This is a genomic window from Adlercreutzia muris (assembly GCF_008831045.1).
GTDB lineage: Bacteria > Actinomycetota > Coriobacteriia > Coriobacteriales > Eggerthellaceae > Adlercreutzia > Adlercreutzia muris.
Window position 1 is genome coordinate 41383 of sequence record NZ_WAJS01000001.1, and the last position, 19736, is coordinate 61118.

16 protein-coding genes are annotated in these 19736 nt (G+C 64.5%); 13 read left to right on the forward strand and 3 right to left on the reverse strand.

What is annotated here, in order from left to right:
- The first annotated feature begins 304 nt into the window (after nucleotides 1-304).
- Together F8D48_RS00210 and F8D48_RS00215 are read left to right on the forward strand one after the other, a co-directional pair.
- Nucleotides 305-1744 (forward strand): CapA family protein, encoded by a 1440-nt coding sequence (locus tag F8D48_RS00210; protein WP_240806147.1) that lies wholly within the window; start codon nucleotides 305-307, stop codon nucleotides 1742-1744.
- A gap of 68 nt (nucleotides 1745-1812) precedes the next feature.
- On the forward strand, nucleotides 1813-3225 hold the full coding sequence (locus F8D48_RS00215) for a phosphohexomutase domain-containing protein (protein WP_151429484.1): 1413 nt from the start codon (nucleotides 1813-1815) through the stop codon (nucleotides 3223-3225).
- Nucleotides 3226-3284: 59 nt separating this feature from the next.
- Here the strand turns inward: F8D48_RS00215 and F8D48_RS00220 are convergent, their stop codons facing one another.
- On the reverse strand, nucleotides 3285-3728 hold the full coding sequence (locus tag F8D48_RS00220) for a hypothetical protein (protein ID WP_151429485.1): 444 nt from the start codon (nucleotides 3726-3728) through the stop codon (nucleotides 3285-3287).
- A 188-nt stretch (nucleotides 3729-3916) separates the two neighbouring features.
- On the opposite strand from F8D48_RS00220, the gene F8D48_RS00225 reads away from it, so the two are divergent.
- From F8D48_RS00225 to F8D48_RS00245, 5 genes are all read left to right on the forward strand, one after another.
- Entirely contained in the window at nucleotides 3917-4171 is a 255-nt protein-coding gene (locus tag F8D48_RS00225) for a dynein gamma chain protein (RefSeq protein ID WP_135971469.1), read from the forward strand.
- 11 nt (nucleotides 4172-4182) lie between these two features.
- Entirely contained in the window at nucleotides 4183-4605 is a 423-nt protein-coding gene (gene nikR, locus F8D48_RS00230) for a nickel-responsive transcriptional regulator NikR (protein ID WP_135971468.1), read from the forward strand.
- Between the two features lie 177 nt (nucleotides 4606-4782).
- The gene (gene hypE, locus F8D48_RS00235) at nucleotides 4783-5808 is read left to right on the forward strand and encodes a hydrogenase expression/formation protein HypE (RefSeq protein ID WP_151429486.1); all 1026 of its coding nucleotides are present in this window, start codon (nucleotides 4783-4785) and stop codon (nucleotides 5806-5808) included.
- Between the two features lie 207 nt (nucleotides 5809-6015).
- Nucleotides 6016-6204, forward strand: a complete 189-nt coding sequence (locus F8D48_RS00240) for a 4Fe-4S binding protein (RefSeq protein WP_016310220.1) — start codon at nucleotides 6016-6018, stop codon at nucleotides 6202-6204.
- 215 nt (nucleotides 6205-6419) lie between these two features.
- Nucleotides 6420-6920 (forward strand): hypothetical protein, encoded by a 501-nt coding sequence (locus F8D48_RS00245; RefSeq protein ID WP_151429487.1) that lies wholly within the window; start codon nucleotides 6420-6422, stop codon nucleotides 6918-6920.
- Between the two features lie 8 nt (nucleotides 6921-6928).
- Here F8D48_RS00245 and F8D48_RS00250 read toward each other — a convergent pair whose 3' ends face one another.
- Complete coding sequence (locus tag F8D48_RS00250; RefSeq protein WP_151429488.1) at nucleotides 6929-8365, reverse strand: ATP-binding protein; 1437 nt, start codon at nucleotides 8363-8365, stop codon at nucleotides 6929-6931.
- A gap of 385 nt (nucleotides 8366-8750) precedes the next feature.
- Between F8D48_RS00250 and dnaK the strand changes: the two genes are divergently transcribed.
- The 5 genes from dnaK (at nucleotide 8751) to F8D48_RS00275 (ending at nucleotide 15850) form a co-directional block, all read left to right on the forward strand.
- Nucleotides 8751-10655 (forward strand): molecular chaperone DnaK, encoded by a 1905-nt coding sequence (dnaK, locus tag F8D48_RS00255; protein ID WP_136433732.1) that lies wholly within the window; start codon nucleotides 8751-8753, stop codon nucleotides 10653-10655.
- Nucleotides 10656-10660: 5 nt separating this feature from the next.
- On the forward strand, nucleotides 10661-11344 hold the full coding sequence (locus F8D48_RS00260) for a nucleotide exchange factor GrpE (protein WP_151429489.1): 684 nt from the start codon (nucleotides 10661-10663) through the stop codon (nucleotides 11342-11344).
- 69 nt (nucleotides 11345-11413) lie between these two features.
- The gene (locus F8D48_RS00265; protein WP_135970502.1) at nucleotides 11414-12379 is read left to right on the forward strand and encodes a DnaJ C-terminal domain-containing protein; all 966 of its coding nucleotides are present in this window, start codon (nucleotides 11414-11416) and stop codon (nucleotides 12377-12379) included.
- Nucleotides 12370-12744, forward strand: coding sequence for a heat shock protein transcriptional repressor HspR (locus F8D48_RS00270; RefSeq protein ID WP_016310227.1), 375 nt, complete (start codon nucleotides 12370-12372; stop codon nucleotides 12742-12744). Before F8D48_RS00265 ends, F8D48_RS00270 begins: the two co-directional genes overlap by 10 nt.
- A 292-nt stretch (nucleotides 12745-13036) precedes the next feature.
- On the forward strand, nucleotides 13037-15850 hold the full coding sequence (locus F8D48_RS00275) for an ATP-dependent Clp protease ATP-binding subunit (RefSeq protein ID WP_205717298.1): 2814 nt from the start codon (nucleotides 13037-13039) through the stop codon (nucleotides 15848-15850).
- A gap of 335 nt (nucleotides 15851-16185) precedes the next feature.
- Here F8D48_RS00275 and F8D48_RS00280 read toward each other — a convergent pair whose 3' ends face one another.
- The gene (locus F8D48_RS00280) at nucleotides 16186-17133 is read right to left on the reverse strand and encodes a helix-turn-helix transcriptional regulator (RefSeq protein ID WP_170272667.1); all 948 of its coding nucleotides are present in this window, start codon (nucleotides 17131-17133) and stop codon (nucleotides 16186-16188) included.
- Between the two features lie 610 nt (nucleotides 17134-17743).
- Between F8D48_RS00280 and F8D48_RS00285 the strand changes: the two genes are divergently transcribed.
- The gene (locus tag F8D48_RS00285) at nucleotides 17744-19714 is read left to right on the forward strand and encodes an FAD-dependent oxidoreductase (RefSeq protein ID WP_151429491.1); all 1971 of its coding nucleotides are present in this window, start codon (nucleotides 17744-17746) and stop codon (nucleotides 19712-19714) included.
- Nucleotides 19715-19736: the final 22 nt, after the last annotated feature.

The following is a 19736-nucleotide window of genomic DNA, read 5'->3' on the forward strand; positions in this document are numbered from 1 at the left end:
AGCGAGGCCCCCTTCGGTCGTTTTCAAGAGAAAAGCGCGAGGAGGGGTCTCAGGCGACTCCCGTTGCCTCTGCGGCCGACACGTCGATCAACGAGGCGAGAAGGGAACGGTCGGCTGCGGCGAAGGTCTCGATCTGATCGACGAGCAATTGGGGTTGCGAGGGCGCGCCTCGGCTGGCTTCGGGTGTTCGCTTCTCCTGCGAAGGTCGTCTGCCGATCTGCGGGGACGACCGCGTCAGAAAGCGTATAATGGGCCGGAACGACAAGCCCCAGGGGCTATGCGCGGCAATGGGGAAGGAGCGGCCGTGGAGCGACATCATCGGCGGCCGGGTCCGACGCGGCGCCGCAGTATCTACGTGGGAGGCCGGGGCCACTCATCTCTGGGAAGCATGGGGCCCTTCGGCGTGCCCGGGGCCATCGGCGGGGCTCCGGCGGGGAAGAGCGGCCTGGGCCCGCGCCTCGTCGTTTTTGCCGTCGCGGCCCTGCTGCTGTGGTGGGTCGTGTCCTCCGTCGCCTCGTGCGCCGCTCGGCCCGCAGCCTTGTCTGACACGGGGCTGTCCGGCGAGATGGCGAGCGAGCCCCTCGGCCCGACCGTGTCCTTCGTGGCCGTGGGAGACAACCTGCCCGAGAAGACCCTGGGGGCCTACGCCGACAGCCTGGCCGGCGAGACCGGCGATGGCACCTACGACTACCGGCCCATCTACGCGCCGGTGCGCTCCTATATCGAGGGGGCCGACCTGGCTTTCGTGAGCCAGGAGGTACACCTCGGCGGCGACGATTTGGGCGTGCAGGGCTACCCCTCGTTCAACGCCCCCGACGACTTGGCCGATGCTCTGGTGGACACTGGATTCGACCTGGTGGCTTCCGCATCAAACCACTGCTACGACTGGGGTAACTTCGGGGCCGTGGAGCATTCCCGCGAGCTGTGGAACACCAAGCCCGTGGCTTTCACCGGCACCGCCACCTCCCAGGAGGAGGCCGACTCCATTCCCGTGGTGGAGCGCGAGGGCATCACCTTCGCCCTGCTCGACTACACCTATGGGCTGAATGGCTTCGAGCCCGACGATATTCCCTCTTACGCCGTGAGCTTCCTGGACGAGGACCGCATCCGCTCTCAGGTGGCCCAGGCCCATGAGCTGGCCGATGTGGTCGTCGTCGCAGCCCATTGGGGCACCGAGAAGCAGATGGAGCCCGACGAGCAGCAGCTGGCCTACGCCCAGCTGTTCGCCGACTTGGGCGTCGATATCGTGCTGGGGTCGCACCCCCATGTCATCGGCCCCGTGGAATGGGTGGAAGGGTCGGGCGGCCACAAGACGCTGGTGGCCTACGCTCTCGGCGACTTCAAGAGCACCCATGATACGCCGCATCTGGAAAGCGAGCTGGCCGGTATGCTTGCCTGCGATTTCGTGCGCGAGCCCCCTGCGGGCGCCGAGGCAGCGGAAGGCGCGGGGCCGGACGAGGAGGGGGCTGAGGCGCCGCCCGATGCCGGCGCGACCGGCGACGGAGTGGGTGATGACGGGGCCGCCGAGCAGGGGCCGGTCACCATTCAGAATGTGCGGTGGATTCCCCTCGTGAACCATATTGAGGACGGGGCCCATGCGGTGTACGCCCTGGAGAACTACAGCGACGAGCTGGTGGCGCGCCACACGTTCCTCAGCACCCAGGACAACCCGCTCCAGTGGATGCGCGATACCACCGAACAGGTCGTTCACTCCCGCGGTGCCGATATTCCCATTGAAATCTGACGCAACGGGGCGGCCTTCCACTATAATCAACGGCACTGTGCATTACCCGCCTAACCAGGAGGCATTTCATGGCTGATATTCATTTCGGAACCGATGGCTGGCGCGCCATTATCGGGGAGGATTTCACGCCCGATAACCTGATTCGCGTCATCGATGCGGCGGCCCGCATCTTCAAGGAGGAGGCGGTGGCGGCCGGCCGCGATGCCGATGCCCCGGGCACACTCATCGTCGGCCACGATTGCCGCCAGGATGCCCACGGCTATGCCGAGCTGGCGGCCCAGGTGGCTGCGGGCCACGGCTTCACCGTGCTGCTCACCGAGGACTACTGCCCCACCCCCACGCTCTGCTGGTCGGTGGCCCACAACGACGACGCCGTGGGCGGCATCATGCTCACGAGCTCCCATAATCCCGCCGAGTACCTGGGCGTGAAGCTGCGCATGGCCGATGGCGGTGCGAGCCCCGCCGAGTTCACCGACCGGGTGGAGGCGGTGCTGCCCGCCGAACCCACCGATGTGCTGGGCCCCTTCCAGACCGCCGACCTCATGACCGACTACCTCGCCGCCCTGCGCTCGTTGGTGGACGTGGAAGCCATTCGCGACGCGGGCCTGCGCGTGGTATGCGACCCCCTCTACGGCGCCGGTCGTCACTACCTGGCCGACCTTCTGCGCGATATGGGCGTGGAAGTGGTGGAAATCCACAACGGCGAGGATCCCACGTTCGCCGGCTTGCATCCCGAGCCCATCCAGCCCTGGGTTGACGAGGGTCTGGCGAAGGGGGCCGAGCTGGGCTACGATGCGCTGTTCATCAACGACGGCGACGCCGACCGCATTGCCGCCGGCGACGCTCAGGGCAACTACGTGAACGCCCATCGCATCATCACGCTGCTCACCAAGCATATGGTCGACCGCGGCGAGACGGGCCGCGTGGTGTCCACTATCACGGCCTCGGCCATGCTCGACCGCATGTGCCGCAAGCTGGGGGTTGAGCTGGTCAGCACGCCCGTGGGCTTCAAGTGGATCTACGGCGAGATGGAGAAGGGCGGTGTGATGATCGGCGGCGAGGAGTCCGGCGGCATCGGCCTGCCCGGCCATGTGAAGGAGCGCGATGGCCTGCTCATGGCCCTGCTGCTCACCGAATGCATGGCCCAGTCCGGCAAGGACCTAGGCACGCTGGTGGACGAGATGCTCGCCGACATCGGCCGCTTGGAATTCGCTCGCCGCGGGCTTTCCATCACCGACGAGCAGATGGCCCGCTTCCGTGCCGAGATGGTGCCCTCCTACACGGCCGACGAGGTGGCCGGCAAGCGCGTGATCGACGTGGATCGCCGCGACGGTGTGAAGCTCTTGCTGGAAGGGGATGCCTGGGTCATGATGCGCCCGAGCGGCACCGAGCCCTTGGTGCGCGTGTACGCCGAGGCTGCTACCACCGAGGAGGTGGAGGCGCTGCTCGACGCCGCCGAGGCTGTGGTCACGAGCCTGTAGGCCGAGTATTTCGCGTTTGCGCGGGCGGCTGCCTTCTGAGGGGCGGCCGCCCGCTGTCGTTACCGCAGCTTCTTCAGGAGGGCCCAGGCGCACTGCTTGCCGTTGTCGGAGGTCAGGAGCCCTTCGAAGTATTCGAAGATGACGGCGGTGCGCCCGAGCAGACGGTTGGGGGCATCGAGGGTCACGGGGGTGCGGTAGGCGGCCGACAGCAGTTCGGCGGCGAAGGCGTCAGTGGCCACCAGGGCCACGGGATCGAGCCCCTCCACGATGGTGCGGGCGTCTTCGGCGCCTAGCTTGCCCTCCTCGGTTTCGGCGACGACCACGGCCAGGGGCGCACTGCCGAACTCCAGGGACGCAGCCGATTTCTCCAGGGCTGCTCGGGCGGGGGCGCCCAAGGGCGTTTCGCTGACCACCATGAGGGCGGATGTGGGCGCACCCGTAAGGTGAGAACCGTAGAGGGTGAGCACCGACTCGCCCGTTACCTCGAACATGTTACTGCTCACGGAATAATTCACACTCCATCTTGCGCTTCGGGGCCGTTCGCGATAAAAATAATCCTACCTATATAGTAGCAAAGCACTGCGATCCCGGGGCTGGCGGATTGCGCTCGCAAGGGCCGGATGCGGCTCGTCTGGACGCAGCGAAGCCCCGCGACTGCACGGCGCTTACGCTCGGTTCCAAGGAGGAAGCCATGTGCACCAACGGAGTAAACACCGGTCAGCTGGAGATGATGATCGACCAGATCGACGACCACATTAAGCTGGAGCGCCGCCACGCGCACGATCTGGGCCACTTGGCCTCCGATGCCGGCTTTACCACCGTGGGCGAGAAGCTGCACAACGTCATGCACCTGCTCGACGAGGTTCGTGCGGCGTTGGACGAGGCCAAGGAGGCCATGGAGGATGACGCGGAAGACGCCGCCGGCTTCACGGTGCAGCTCGTCTAGGCGGCTCATCCATGAGCAACGATCTGGTTCGGTTCTCCGTTGCGATGCCCGAGGATCTGCTGATCGAGTTCGACCAGCTGGTGGCCCGGCGCGGCCTGGCGAAGAACCGCAGTGAAGTAGTGCGCGATCTGGTGCGTGATGCCCTGGTGGAGGAGGAGTGCTCCACGCCGGGGTCGGTGGTCATGGGCACGCTCACCATCATCTACAATCACCACTCCAACGACTTGCAGGAGAAGCTGCACACCATCCAGCACGACTATTTCGATGCCATCATTTCCACCATGCACGTACATGTTGACCAGCACATGTGCCTGGAGGTTATTGTAATGCGCGGTGAAACGGGCCTCGTGCAGTCGGTGGCGAACCTCATTCTGGGCACCAAGGGCGTGAAGAACGGCAAGCTGGTGCTCACCACAACTGGCAGGCATTTATAAGCGGTGCCCCTGCCTGCGCAGCTGAGGTTGAGTGTAGAGGAGGCGTCGGGTGTTCTGACCGAGCGAGTTCCGCAGCGACTGGAACAGCCCAGTGGGCTGTTCCACAAAGCGAGGACTGTCTGAGCGAATCAGAATACCCGATGGCTCCGACCAGCGATAACGCACGAGAGGAACGATATGGCAGACGAGAAGGTAATGCTGGGGCATGGCTCTGGCGGCTCTATGATGAAGCGCATCATCGACGAGGTGTTCTTTGCGGCCTACGGGAGCGACGAGCTGCTCGTTGGCGACGATGCGGCGGTGCTGCCGGCCCTGGAGCCGGGAGAGCGCCTGGCCTATTCCACGGACAGCTTCGTGGTGACGCCCCACTTCTTCCCCGGTGGCGACATCGGGCGCTTGGCCGTGTGCGGCACGGTGAACGATGTGGCCACCTCGGGCGCCCGGCCCCTGTATCTGTCCTGCGCCTTCATTCTGGAAGAGGGCTTTCCCATGGACGATCTGCGCCGCATCTGCGCCTCTATGGCGGCCTGCGCCAAGGAGGCCGGCGTGCGCATTGTGACCGGCGATACCAAGGTGGTCAACCGTGGCCACGGCGATGGTATCTACATCAACACGAGCGGCGTGGGCGCGCTGCCGACTGACCGGCACCTCGGCGGCGCGCAGATTCGCCCCGGCGACGTGGTGCTCGTGAGCGGCACCCTGGGCGACCACGGCATCACCATCATGAGCTGCCGCGAGGGCCTGAACTTCTCGGCAGATATCGAAAGCGACGCCGCCCCGCTGAACCACCTCATCGCCGATGTGCTGGCCGCCGCTCCTGCCACCCGCTGCTTCCGCGATCCCACCCGGGGTGGTTTAGCCTCTACCTTAAACGAGCTCGCCGAGCAGTCGGGCACCGACATCACCGTGGACGAGGGTGCCGTTCCCGTGAAGGACGCCGTGCTCGGTGCCTGCGAGATGCTCGGTTACGACGTGCTGCAGGTGGCCAACGAGGGGAAGATGGTGTGCGTGGTGCCGGCCGACGAGGCGGAGGCGGCCCTGGCCGCCATGCAGGCGAGCCCCTACGGCCGCGACGGTGCCATCATCGGTACGGTGGCCGCCGCCGATGCGACCCGGGGTCCGAAGGTGTTCCTGCGCACCGCCTTCGGCAGCACCCGCATTCTGGATATGCTCGTCGGCGAGCAGCTTCCCCGCATCTGCTAGGGCGCGCGCTGGCTCAGTGCCGCGCGGCGCCGCTCGCCGGACAAAAAAAGGGTGGTTTGGGGTGTCCTAAACCGCCCCCTGAAAAGTTCCCTATTCCTACTTGCGCTCGGCTGCTTTCATGGTATCTTGCGCAATGTGGTTGGGGCCCTCAAAGGGCTTTGGCCCCTACGACGAGGAATTAATGAACTGAACACGAAGGAGCTTCCCATGTCTCATCCGGTTATTGAAGCTGACGAGTGCATCGGCTGCGGCATCTGCGTTGACGCGTGCCCCCAGGAAGTGCTCGAGGTCGTCAACGGCGTCGCCGACGCCGTGAATGAGGATGCCTGCATCGCTTGCGGCGACTGCGTCGAGGAGTGCCCCATGGGCGCCATCCCCGAGATCGTCGAGGACTAGGCAACGACTCTTTCGGTAGGCATCGGCCCTCGGGTTGCGATGCTCCCAGCGTAGTGCGAGAACCCGCCGTGGCCCCCATTCAAGGGCTGCGGCGGGTTTTTTCACGCTTTAGCAGGGAAAGTTCGCTTTTATGATATATTGAATCTCCAAGGTGTCCTCCCGGCTTCAGCTACGGGAGGGAGCCGACACGCAAGGGAAGCGCGGAGAATGAATTCATGAGGAAGAGCAACGGGATCATCATAGCCATCTTCGCGGCTGCATCGGTCGCGTTTCTCTGGCTGTGGCATACTCTCCGGTTCGACCTTGTGGACAATCCCCTCGATTTGGTGATCGCCCTTGTGTGGTGGGCGGTCATCGCAGGGGTCTGTATCGCCATTCATCTGGTCGAGAAGCGTCGCCAAGAGCGTATTCGCACCATGTTTCTGGCGCCGGGGCTCATCTACAACAGCGAAGCCGGTGTCATGCGCATTGAGCCCGATGCCCCTATGGCCGGCGAGCTGCAGCGCGTGCTCGGCAGCCTCACCTATGGCTTCGAAGTGGCCGAACTGCCCTCAAACTCTCGCGTGCGCTTCCAGCGCATCGTGCGCACCTCGAAGTTCGCCGACCAAGGAGATGTGTGGGAAGGGGAGGTCGTTGAGATGGCCACGCCCGACCGCTCCCAGCCTTTCCATAGCCGCCGTGAGCTGGCGGCGCTCTTGGAGCCCGGGCGCTCCTAGGTCATTGCTCAGTTCACCTGCCAGAAGCCAGACTTATCGGAGCCGATGCGCGTAATGAGCCCCAGCTCGCGCAGGCGCCTGAACGAGCGCCGCACGGTGCTCTCGGAGACCCCCAGATTGCGGGCAATGCGCGGCGCGGTCAGCCTTCCGTCGATGTCGATGAGGGCGAGGACCCGCTCGTCGCTGAACGTGAGGCTCGTCTCGTGTTGCATGGCCGCGGCTCGGGCCGCGACCTGCACGGCGGCCAGCTCCGTTCGGGGCACGGGCGCGGGAGCCAGATGGGGGGACGGTGCCATGGAGGCGGCCAGCAGGCTGTCGTTGTCGGTGGGGAAGCACACCATAGTCTCATCATCGCGCAGCGAGAAGAGGGGCTCGGGCACGCCGGCTTCCATGCAGTGCATGCGGATGGCGCCGATGCCGTTGCCCCACCCGTCGATGATACCGAGGGAGCGCAGGGCGGCCACGAGGCTTGGATTGTTCGGCCGCGAGGTATGGCGCCCCAGCAAGGTTCCCGCATCCCAGGTGCGGGGCGGCCGGCCCACGTTGTCGATGCAGAGGCGATCGGAGAACACGCTGACTTGCACGGGGGTTCCGCTCCCGTAGTTCTTGTGGGCAAGGGCGTTCAGGATAGCCTCGTGGATTGCGTCGCGCGGCGGCAGGGCGCCGTGGGGGCCGGTCGCCGGCGAGCCTGCAAAGGGGTTCATACGGGGCAGGTATTTCTCGAAGAGCAGCTCCACGGTGCCGTGCAGCTGCTCGATAAGCGATCCGCGCACCTCGTCCTCAAAGATGGGGGTGATGCCGCGGGCTCCGAAGAAACCGATGCGCACCGTGGCTCCCGGGATGAAGCGCTGGGGCTGGTCGTGCAGCAGGAGGATGCCGGCGTTGGTGGGGGTGCCCACGCCGGTCATGAGCCCTTCGTGGCGCAGGGCCTCTTCGATAGCGGCTGTCTCGTCGAGATCGGTGGTGAGGTCGGTGTCCCGCGCCGCCCCGGTGAAGCGGGTGACGAGCCCGAGGTTCAGATCGTCCATGCTCGCCTGCACTACGGGGAGCAGCTCCCATTTGATGTCCGGCTCCAAGTCCCGCTGGAGCAGGCGGTCGAGGGCCTCGTCATCGAGCACATGGTTCGCGCCATCCTGGTAAAAGTAGAACACGCCGCGGTAGCTAAGGGGCTCGCTGGCAGGTGGGATCACCACCTCGAGGCAGAAACGACCGCCGTCGAGCACCAGTTCCACGGCGCAGACGAGACCGAGGGCCTGATCGACCGCCGGCGGAATGGACTTCATGATGCGATTGGTGCGGCGCTTGACCGAGCCGCGACTGTCCACATCGGCATTGAGGATGAGCCGACCGCCACCGGCGTTGGCGATGCCGCAGACAACCTCCAGGCAGTCGTCCCGCCACGCCGAGCGCCGGGCGATAGGGAGCATCCTGTCGGAAGCGACCATGGGCTGCCTTTCTCCTTACCCTGTCAATACCCGTGCATCATTATTATAAGAAAGAACTCCACGCAAGGGAACGGGCCTCATCTAAGCTTTCCTAGCTCAGGTTTCGTACAAGTGTTCACATAACCTTCATAGAGGAAGGAAGCGCTCCATGACGGGGATTGGGTGAGGGAGATTCTTATATTCTCCCTGATGACGGCATTGTTTTGGTTCGGTAACAAAGTTTTTCTGATCGGTGACTTCCCGCATCGGGGGGCGTATTGTGCGGAGAAGTGAGCTTTGCTTACTGAATGACGTTGAGGAAACTTGACAGCAGTAGACTAAGGTTTTATACTGCACCCCAATATCATTCATCTGTACCAGAACTGTGAAAGCGAGGCAGTACACAATGGCTAAGATTCTTGGCATCGACTTGGGCACGACGAACTCCGCCATGGCCGTCATGGAGGGCTCCGAGCCCGAAATCCTGGTGAACGCCGAGGGCGACCGCACCACCCCGTCCGTCGAGGGCTTCCGCAAGGACGGCGAGCGCGTGGTGGGCAAGGCCGCGAAGAACCAGGCCGTCACCAACCCGGAGAACACCGTTTCCTCCGTGAAGCGCTTCATCGGCCGCTCCTTCGACGAGACCCCCGAGGAGCAGAAGACCGTTTCCTACAAGGTTCAGAAGGGCAAGGACGGCCGCGCCGTCATCGATATCGACGGCAAGGACTACACCCCCGAGGAGATTTCCGCCATGGTGCTTCAGAAGCTGAAGACCGACGCGGAGAAGCAGGTGGGCCAGCCCATCACCCAGGCTGTCATCACCGTGCCGGCCTACTTCAACGACGCGCAGCGCCAGGCCACCAAGGACGCCGGCAAGATCGCCGGTCTTGAGGTCCTGCGCATCATCAACGAGCCCACCGCGGCGGCGCTCGCCTACGGCCTTGACAAGGTCGACCATGATGAGAAGATCCTCGTGTTCGACCTGGGCGGCGGCACCTTCGACGTGTCGGTGCTGGAGCTGGGCGACGGTGTGTTCGAGGTAGCCTCCACCGCCGGCGACAACCACCTGGGCGGCGACGACTGGGACCAGCGCATCATCGACTGGATGGCCGACAAGTTCCAGGCTGAGAACAGCATCGACCTGCGCAAGGACCCCATGGCCCTGCAGCGTCTGAAGGAAGCGGCCGAGAAGGCGAAGATGGAGCTGTCCTCCACCACCCAGACCAACATCAACCTGCCCTTCATCACCGCCGACGCCTCCGGCCCGAAGCACCTGGACCTGACGCTTACCCGCGCCGAGTTCGAGCGCATCACCAAGGACCTGCTGGATCGCTGCAAGAAGCCCGTTGAGCAGGCGCTCAAGGATGCCGGCCTGAAGATGGGCGAGGTGGATGAGGTCATCCTCGTCGGTGGCTCCACCCGTATGCCCGCCGTGCAGGAGCTGGTGAAGACCCTCACCGGCAAGGCCCCGAACATGTCGGTGAACCCGGACGAGGTGGTGGCCATGGGCGCGGCCGTGCAGGGCGGTGTCTTGGCCGGCGACGTGCAGGGCATCCTGCTGCTGGACGTCACCCCGCTGTCTCTGGGCGTTGAGACCATGGGCGGCGTGATGACCAAGATGATCGAGCGCAACACCACCATCCCGACCCGCAAGACCGAGATCTACTCCACGGCCGCTGACAACCAGACCTCCGTTGAGGTGCACGTCCTGCAGGGCGAGCGCGAGATGGCCGCGGGCAACAAGACCCTGGGCCGCTTCCAGCTGACCGGCATTCCGGCCGCCCGCCGCGGCGTGCCGCAGATCGAGGTGACCTTCGACATCGACGCCAACGGCATCGTGAACGTGTCCGCTAAGGATCTGGGCACCGGCAAGCAGCAGCAGATCACCATCTCCGGCTCCACCGCCCTGTCCGATGACGAAGTGGACCGCATGGTGAAGGATGCCGAGCAGCATGCCGAAGAGGATGCCGCTCGCAAGGAAGAGGCCGAGGTGCGCAACAACGCCGACGCGCTCGTGAACGCCACCCAGCAGACCCTCGACGAGCTGGGCGACAAGGTGCCGGCTGACGCCAAGGCCCAGGCCGAGGAGGCCATCGCCGAGACCAAGACCGCCCTGGAGGGCACCGACATCGACGCCATCAAGGCCGCCACGGAGAAGATCCAGCAGGCAGGCTACAAGCTGGCCGAGGTCGTGTACTCCACCGAGGGCGCGGCCGCTGGCGCCCAGGCCGCTGCTGCCGAGACCGCTCCGGCCGATGACACCATCGAGGCCGACTACGAGGTCGTGGACGACGAGAAGGAAGGGAAGTAAGACCGATGACGACGCCCGATAAGGACCAAGTCACCTCTTCTACCCCTGAACCCGAGGAAGCCGCCCCCGCGGCGGCTTCCCCCGCCGATGGCACCGCGCCGGCGGAGGTTATCGCCGATGCCGAGGTGATCGAGGCCAACGAGGCCGGCCAGCTGGACGAAGAACTCGAGAAGGCCGCCGCGGAAGCCGTGGCCGGCGTAATCGAGGAGTCCGAGGCCGTGGCCGCCGCCAAGGCCGAAGCGGCCGACTGGCAGGACAAGTACGTGCGCCTGCATGCCGAGTGGGACACCTACCGCCGCCGCATGGCCGAGCAGCGCGAGGCCGAGAAGGCCCGGGCCACGGAGAAGCTCGTGGAGAGCCTCCTGCCGGTGCTGGACGATTTCGTGCGTACGGTGGACTACGCCGAGACCAACGGCGAGGCCGGGCTGCTCGGCGGTGTGAAAGCCGTGCAGGCCAAGTTGACCGACACGCTTGCCAAGGGCGGTTTGGAGGTCATCAACCCCGAGGGGGAGGCCTTCGACGCCCTGGCCTGCCAGGCCGTGGGCACGGTGGACGACCCCAGCGTTCCCGACGAGACCGTCGCCCAGGTATACCAACTCGGATACCGCATGGGCGACAAGGTGCTCAGGCCCGCCATGGTGACCATCACCACAGGAGGCCCCAAGCGGGAGAAGCCGGAAGAAGAGTAAGACTGATCGGGGGCGGACTTGCGGGTCCGCTCTCGCGTTCAAGAGACAAAAGTAACGGAGGTGGAACGAATGGCGTCCACGCCTGATTATTACCAAACGCTAGGCGTTCCGCGCACTGCCACGGCCGACGAGATCAAGAAGGCGTTCCGCAAGCTCGCCCGCAAGCATCATCCCGATGCCGGCGGCGACGAGGCCAAGTTCAAGGAGTTGAACGAGGCCTACGAGGTGCTGAGCGACGAGAAGAAGCGCAATCTCTACGACCAGTACGGAACCGCGAACGAGAACCAGATTCCCCACGGATGGGGCGGCGGTCAGGGATTCAACGTCGAGGACATCTTCGGCGGCGGGGGCGGCTCCTACTCGTCCGGCGGCGGCTTCGGCGGCAGCTGGGCCGACATTCTGGAGAGCATTCGCAGCGGTGAAGGTGCGTTTGGAAGCAACTGGGACTTCGGTGGCGGCTTCGGTGGGCAGCCCCAGCCCCGCCGCGGCCAGGATATGAACGTCACGTTGAATGTGACTTTCGACGAGGCCATGCAGGGCACCGAGAAGCGCATCACCGTGCGCATTCCCGGCAAGAGCGAATCCGACACCCACACGGTGAAGGTGCCCGCCGGCGCCGTAGACGGCGGTCGCGTGCGATTGCGCGGCCAGGGTGCCCTCGGCGAGAACGGCGGCTCGGCCGGCGACTTGCTCATCACCACGAAGATCGACGAGCATCCCTACTTCGGCCGCGACAAGGCCGACGTGACGGTGACGCTGCCGGTCACGGTGGCCGAGGCGGCCCTGGGCGCCTCCATCGTGGTGCCCACGCCCGACGGCAAGAAGATCAAGGTGAAGGTGCCCGCCGGCACCCAAGACGGCAAGGTGCTCACCATCAAGGGCAAGGGCGCGCCCGACGTGAAGAACAAGGGCCAGTTCGGCAACTTGAAGATTCGCGTGGCGGTGGAAGTGCCCACCGAGATGAACGAGGCCCAAACCAAGGCCATGGAAGATTTCCAAGCGGCAACGGATAAGGAGATCAGACCATGGGATTAGACGATAGGAACCGGCCGCTGTACATGATCAGCATTGCCGCCGAGCTAGCGGGGGTGCACCCCCAGACCCTGCGCTCCTACGAGCAAAAGGGCCTGGTGACGCCCTGTCGCACGAGCGGCAATACGCGCATGTACTCCCAGGCCGACATCGACCGGCTCAACCTCATCAACGAGCTGACGAGCGAGGGCATCAACCTCGCCGGTGTCACGCGCATCCTTGATCTGCAGAGCCGGCTCGACGAGCGCGAAGGCGAAGTGGAGGACTTGCACGGCCGCGTGCGACGCCTCGCTGATCGCGTGCGAGAACTGGAGAACCGCGCAACCGTCGGCGCCATCGTCCGCGTGACGCCCCGACGACTTCCGTAGCTGCTCGGCGGGAGCAGGGGGTATACCTCCATGCTCAGACAGTCCTCGCTCGGCGGAAATGTCCAGTGGACATTTCCGTTCGCTGCGGAACTGCGCGTGGAGGCACACCCCCTGCTCCCCGCCTGCTCAACCAAGATTGGGCGTAGAGGAAACGGCGGGTGTTCCAACCGAGCGAGTTCCGCAGCGACTGAAACAGGACTTAACGTCCTGTTTCACAAAGCGAGGACTGTTTGAGCGAATTGGAATACCCGGCGGTTCCGACCGACAGAGAGATACAAACAAGGAGATTTCCATGAGACTAGATAAACTGGCGGTGACGGCGCAGGAGGCCTTCCAGAGCGCCATGGGCGTGGCCGGCGAGGCCGATGCCGCTGTCATCGAGCCCATTCACTTGCTGAAGGCGCTGCTCGATTCCGACGAGAACAACCTCGCCGCCATCGTGAAGCGCATCGGCGCCGACCCGGTCTGGCTGTCCCAGAACGTGGCCGACGAGATCGCCAAGATGCCCAAGCAGACCGGCGCCGCCCCCATGGCCATTCCCGGCCAGGACCTCATCAAGGTCATCGACAACTCGGTGAAGATCGCCGAGAAGTTGGGCGACAGCTACGCCACGAGCGAGCACTTGCTCATCGCCCTGTCCGAGGACAAGGGCGCGGCCGGCCGTATCCTCACCACGGCGGGCATCACCCGCAAGAACATCGAGGCGGCCTACGAGAGCCTGCGCGGCGACACCCGCGTGACTTCTCAGACCGACAAGACCCAGTTCGAGGCCTTGGAGCAGTTCGGCCAGAACCTCACCCAACAGGCTCGCGAGGGCAAGCTGGACCCGGTCATCGGCCGCAACGAGGAGATTCGCCGCACCATTCAGGTGCTCTCGCGCCGCACGAAGAACAACCCGGTGCTTATCGGCGAGCCGGGCACCGGCAAGACCGCCATCGTGGAGGGTCTGGCCCAGCGCATCGTGGCCGGCGATGTGCCCTCTTCCCTGAAGGACCGCGAGATCGTGTCGCTCGACCTGGGTGCCATGATGGCCGGTGCGAAGTACCGCGGCGAGTTCGAGGACCGCTTGAAGAATGTGCTGCGCGAGGTGAAGGAAGCCGACGGCAACATCATCCTGTTCATCGATGAGCTGCACACCATCGTCGGAGCCGGTGCCGGCGGCGATTCCTCCCTGGATGCGGGCAACATGCTGAAGCCGGCGCTCGCCCGCGGCGAGCTGCGCGCCATCGGCGCCACCACGCTGGACGAGTACCGCAAGTACATCGAGAAGGACGCCGCCCTGGAGCGTCGTTTCCAAACGGTGCTCGTAAGCGAGCCCACGGTGGAGGATACCATCGCCATCCTGCGCGGTCTGAAGGAGAAGTACGAGATCCATCACGGCGTGCGCATCACCGACGGCGCCATCGTGAGCGCGGCGGAGCTGTCCGACCGCTACATCACCGACCGCTTCCTGCCCGATAAGGCTATCGACCTCATGGACGAGGCGGCCAGCCGCCTGCGCATCGAGATCGACTCCATGCCCGAGGAGGTGGACGCCGCCGAGCGCAAGCTCATCCAGATGCAGATCGAGGAACAGGCCCTCATGAAGGAGTCCGACATGGCCTCCCAGGAGCGCCTGGAGAAGCTGCGCCACGATATCGCCGCCGCCCGCGAGGCGCTGGATGCCCAAAAGGCCGAGTGGCAGAACGAGAAGGACGCCATCGTGGGCGTGCAGAACCTGAAGGCCGAGTTGGAAAGCGCCCAGCTTGATGAGGAGCGCGCCACCCGCGAGGGCAACCTGCAGCTGGCCTCCGAGATTCGCTACTCGCGCATTCCCCAGCTGCAGCAACAATTGCACGTGGCCGAGGAAGCCGTGAAGACGAAGCAGCAGGACGGCGCCATCCTGAAGGAAGAGGTCTCCGAGGAGGAGATCGCCTCGGTGGTGGCCGCTTGGACGGGCATTCCCGTGGCCAAGATGATGCAGGGCGAGATGGAGAAGCTCGTTGACCTGGAGGAAGTGCTGAAGGGCCGCGTTATCGGCCAAGACGAGGCCGTGGGCGTGGTGGCCGGCGCCATCCGCCGCAACCGCGCGGGCCTGTCCGACCCGAACCGTCCCATCGGCAGCTTTTTGTTCCTCGGCCCCACCGGCGTGGGCAAGACCGAGCTGGCCAAGACGCTCGCCGAGTACCTGTTCGATTCCGAGAAGGCCATGGTGCGCATCGACATGTCCGAGTACATGGAGAAGTTCTCCGTGCAGCGGCTCATCGGGGCGCCTCCGGGATACGTGGGCTACGACGAGGGCGGCCAGCTGACCGAGGCCGTGCGCCGCAACCCCTACTGCGTGGTGCTGCTGGACGAGATGGAGAAGGCGCATCCCGATGTGTTCAACATCCTCTTACAGGTGCTCGATGACGGCCGCCTGACCGACGGCCAGGGCCGCGTGGTGAACTTCAAGAACTGCATCATCATCATGACCTCCAACGTGGGTTCGCAGATCATCCGCGAGCACGCCGCCGAGGGCCGTGCCTTCGACGAGGCCCAGGCCACGGGCGGCGAGACCATGGGCGAGATGGCCGAGAAGATGATGTCCATGACGCCCGAGCAGGCCGCCAAGCGTATGCAGGAGTTCGCGAACAAGATCCAGGACGCCCTGTCCTCCACGTTCCGCCCCGAGTTTTTGAACCGCATCGACGACGTCATCACCTTCAACGAGCTGTCCATCTCGGCCATCGAGCCTATCGTGGATTTGCAGTTGGAGGAGGTGCGCGACCGCTTGCAGGCGCGCCACATCACCCTGGACGTCACGCCGGCGGCCATGGAGCACTTGGCCATCGACGGCTACGACCCGGTGTACGGCGCCCGCCCGCTCAAGCGCCTCATCCAGCGCGAGGTGGTGGACCGCATCGCCGAGAAGGTCATTTCCGGCGAGCTGCGCGACCGCAGCCACGTGCTCATCGATCTGGATGCCGAGGGCAACTACGCCTGCCGCATTGAGGGCCCCATGGACCTGGACGGCCTGAACCTGGACGATCCCAGCTTCCTCACCGCCGGGGCCGACCCGAAGGAGGCCCTGCAGGATCTGGACACCCTGTCGGGCGGCGACCTCGGCGAGGATCCCATCGCCTAGTAAAAGGAGGGGCGACCTCGCCCCTCCGCGCACCGGTTTCCGGCATTATCGCCCGAACCCCCGCTCCGCTGTTCTCCTTCGGCTCAGGCGCTTCGCTCCTTCATGCTTTCATGGAGCGACTTGGGGTCGCGGACGGACAGCGTTCAGAGGTCTCGGTCAGCGACACCGGAAGCCGGCGCGCTACTCAACCGCATACCCCTTTCACAGCAAGCGCCCCGGGCAGCCAAGACCCGGGGCGCTTTTGGTCACGAAGGTCCTTCCGTCCGTGTGGATAGCGACATCGTGACCGCGGTGACGATGAAAGCCTCCGTGCTGCGAAGCTGGGGGGTTGGCGCTTACGACAGCGATTCGAGCATATCCAGGAGCTCCTCGCGTGAATGGACGCCCAGCTTCAGGTAGATACTGCGCACCTGGGAGCGCACGGTGTGGAAGGAGACGGTGAATTGCTCGGCGATGGACTTTACCGTGTGCCCCTTGGCCAGGGGAACGAGAACGGCCGCTTCCCGCTCGGTGAGGTCGTGCTCCTTTGCGAGGCGAGCGCATTTGTCCTCGAGCGGCGAGGCGCTGGCGGCCGGCGATCGATGGGGAAGGCCAGTGTAGAAGAACCCGAATATCAGCACGAGCAGGGAGATCACAAGAAAGATCAGGGCGAGCACCAAAGACGAGGGAGGATCGAGGGCAAAGACCGTAACCAGAATCTCGCTTGCGAGGCGCGATGCGAAGAACAGAAACGCGGCCAGGCGAAAGCCGAGGCAGGCGGGTTTTCCGACGGTCCTCGCCAACATGCCCGGCAAAAAGAACATGAGTCCTCCCAGGAGGAACGCCGCCGTGTTGAGGAGAAAGGCGATGAGGTATAAGCCGCTTTCGGGAAACAGGATGACAAGCAGAGCGCTCAGGCAGATAAGCAGCACGAAGCCCGAGGCAAGCCAGAGGCCCGTGCGCAGCGCAAAGGGCCTTCTCTGGAAGTAGAGCACGAAAGCCCCCGTGACCACGACGCCCGCAAACGATGTAGTGGCAATCGAAATACCTGCCGAGGGCGTGAACACGGTGCGAAAGGCAAAGCTGAGCAAACTGTAGGCGCAGATAGCCAGGGGCACGAGCGCCGAGAACTCGGGTCGATCTTCCGGCGCCGCCGGAGGCTCCTCTTCCGGGGGCAGCGGGGCAAGGAGAACGTCAAGGGCGACGGCGACGAGCATCAGCACGAGAAGCCCGAAGCGTGCGGGGACGGCCAGCGCCATGTAGACGGTGAGCGCAAGCACGGCCACTATCCCCGCGCAAAGCATTTGGAGGGATCCTCGCCGAGCCGAAAGGGGTCGGGCCATGCGCGACCAGAGGCAGAGGAGCGAGGCGCAGGCCGCGCCCATGAGCACCTGGCGAAGAACGAGGTATTGGAGGAGCTCGCCGGAAGGAACGAGAGGCTGGGCAACCAAGAGCGTCGCAGTTGCAAGGCCGAACGCGAGGGACGCGAACAGCGAGGGCGCGGGTCGGCCTTTTTTGGCGAGAGGGAGAGAGATGGCGAGCAGGGCGATAAAAGCTATCTGCCACGAGAAGGAAAGCATTGCCGGCGAAGCGTCCGAGCCGGCCCCCGCGATCGCCGTCTGCCCCATGGATATGAGCAGCCAGCCCCAAATGAGGCCGGGCAGCAAGGCGAGCCGAACCGTAGCGGGCAAGATCGACTCCTTCGGAGAATCCTGTTCGCGCAAGTAGCCTTTTTCGCGTCGCGTCATCAAATAACCTGTCCCCACCTGCCATTTAACACAAAATGAACGAGTGAATCGCGGGCATTTAGCTCATCGGGGGCGATGAACTGCCACCCCTTTTCCCCGATTCTCTTCGCGGCGGAATTATACCGCTGCGTAAAGGAAAAGGAAGTATGGATCGAGGAGGGCAAGAATGAAGGAAATTAACACTGCTGAGGTTTTCCCCACGCTGCGCAACATCTCACTTTCGCGTAGGACGTTTGTCGCCTGCGCGGCCATTGCCGCCGCCCAGGCTGCTCTCGTGTCTGCGGGGTGCGCTCCCGAGGTGCAATCGTCGGGAGATGGACTTGCCTCGACCGCGGCGTTTGCCCCGGGGACGTATACGGCGTCCGCGCCCGGCAAGAAGGGCCCGGTGACTGTCGAGGTGCGCATGTCCGAAAGCGCCATCGAGAGCGTCGAGATCGTGGAGTTCGAAGACACCGAGCGCATCAGCGCCCCGGCTCGCGAGCGGGTGCCGCAGCAGATCGTGGAGCTGCAGAGCCTGAACGTAGACACCGTGACGGGCGCCACGCTGACGAGTATGGCCATCATCGAGAGCGTGGCTGATTGCGTCAACCAGGCGAATGGAGACGCTTCGGCGCTGAAGAAGGCCGCATCGCCGGAGAAGTCGGATGAGACCAAGGAGATCCAGGCAGATCTCGTGGTGTGCGGCGCCGGTGGTGCCGGCATGGCCGCCGCCGTCGCCGCGGCCCAGCAGGGCTTGGATGTGGTGGTGTTCGAGAAAACCGCCTATGCTGGCGGCAACGCGCTGGTCAGCGGTGGCTGGCTCGAGGTGTTCGAAGGCGTCGACGACATGAAGCCCGATATGACGGACGGCAACCGCGACATGTTCCACGCGACGCTCCAGAAGAGCCTGGACAATGGCGTTCCCAAGGACTTCGTCGATGCCGTGCAGGCCGACTTCGATGCGTATTTCGCCGCGGGCAACACGAAGGTGTACGACTCCATGGAGTACTACGCCCTGGACTACGCCTCGCGCAATGGCGGTCCGGCGAAGGAGTACTGGCTCCCCTATGCCCACAAGGTGAACGATCTGAACAACTGGCTCTTCGATCAGGGCTACACCGTGAGTGGCACGCTGGTCGGCATCGTCGGGTTCCCGTGGCCGCGCAAGGCCCATGCGGTGGACAAGGAGAACGGCGAGGGCTTCTTCAGCGTGTTCGACAACACGGTGGAGACCCAGAGTCTCCCGATCACCTTCCTCTTCGAGACGCCCGTTTCCGAGCTGATCGTGGATGGCAAGGCCGTGGTGGGGGCCTCTGGCCAGTGCGCCGACGGCACCACCTACCGTGTCATGGCGGACCGTGGCGTCATTCTGGCTACTGGCGGTTATTCCGGCAATCCCGATCTGCTGAAGAAGTACAACGAGATGTGGCCCTGGGATGAGTCCACGGTTATCCCGACGACCAACAGCTACGGCCACACGGGCGATGGTCACGTGCTTGCCGAGGGCCTGGGAGCCGAGCTGAAGAACATGGGGCGCCAGATGGTGTTCCCCATTGCCGACTCCATCGATTACTCGACGGAGACCATCGTCGGCGGTAACGGCCTGGGGCTCTTCGTCAACGTGAACGGCGAGCGCTTCATCAACGAGTCGCTCGATCGCTTCGCCCTGTCCGCCGCTGTGATGAAGCAGCCCGAGGAGAAGCTGTTCATCATCAGCGACGCGCTCACCTCCGGTCTTGTGAACGGCTACAACGAGCAGGGCTACAGCGAGGACAAGCTCATCGAGGAGAGCAAGCTCTTCCGGGCGGACAGCCTTGAGGAGCTGGCCCAGATGATCGGCGCCGACCCCTCGGTGTTTGCGAAGGCAGTTGACGATTACAACGCCATTGCGCGTGGAGACGTGGCGGACACGGTGTTCGGCCGCGAGAACATGAGCGAGAAAGACGCTATCGTCGAGGCTCCCTTCTACGCCTCCCCGCGTACCTGGGCCGCCCATGTGACCATCGGCGGCGTTGCCATCGGTCCCGATTACCAGGCCCTCACGGCCGACGGTGCGGGTATTGAGGGCCTCTATGTCGTGGGCGAATGCTCCGACGGCAACAGCGGTGTCTCCAGCATGAGCACAGGCCTTTCCTGCGTCAACCAGATGCTCGCCTAATCAGCCCCTCCCCATGGACGAG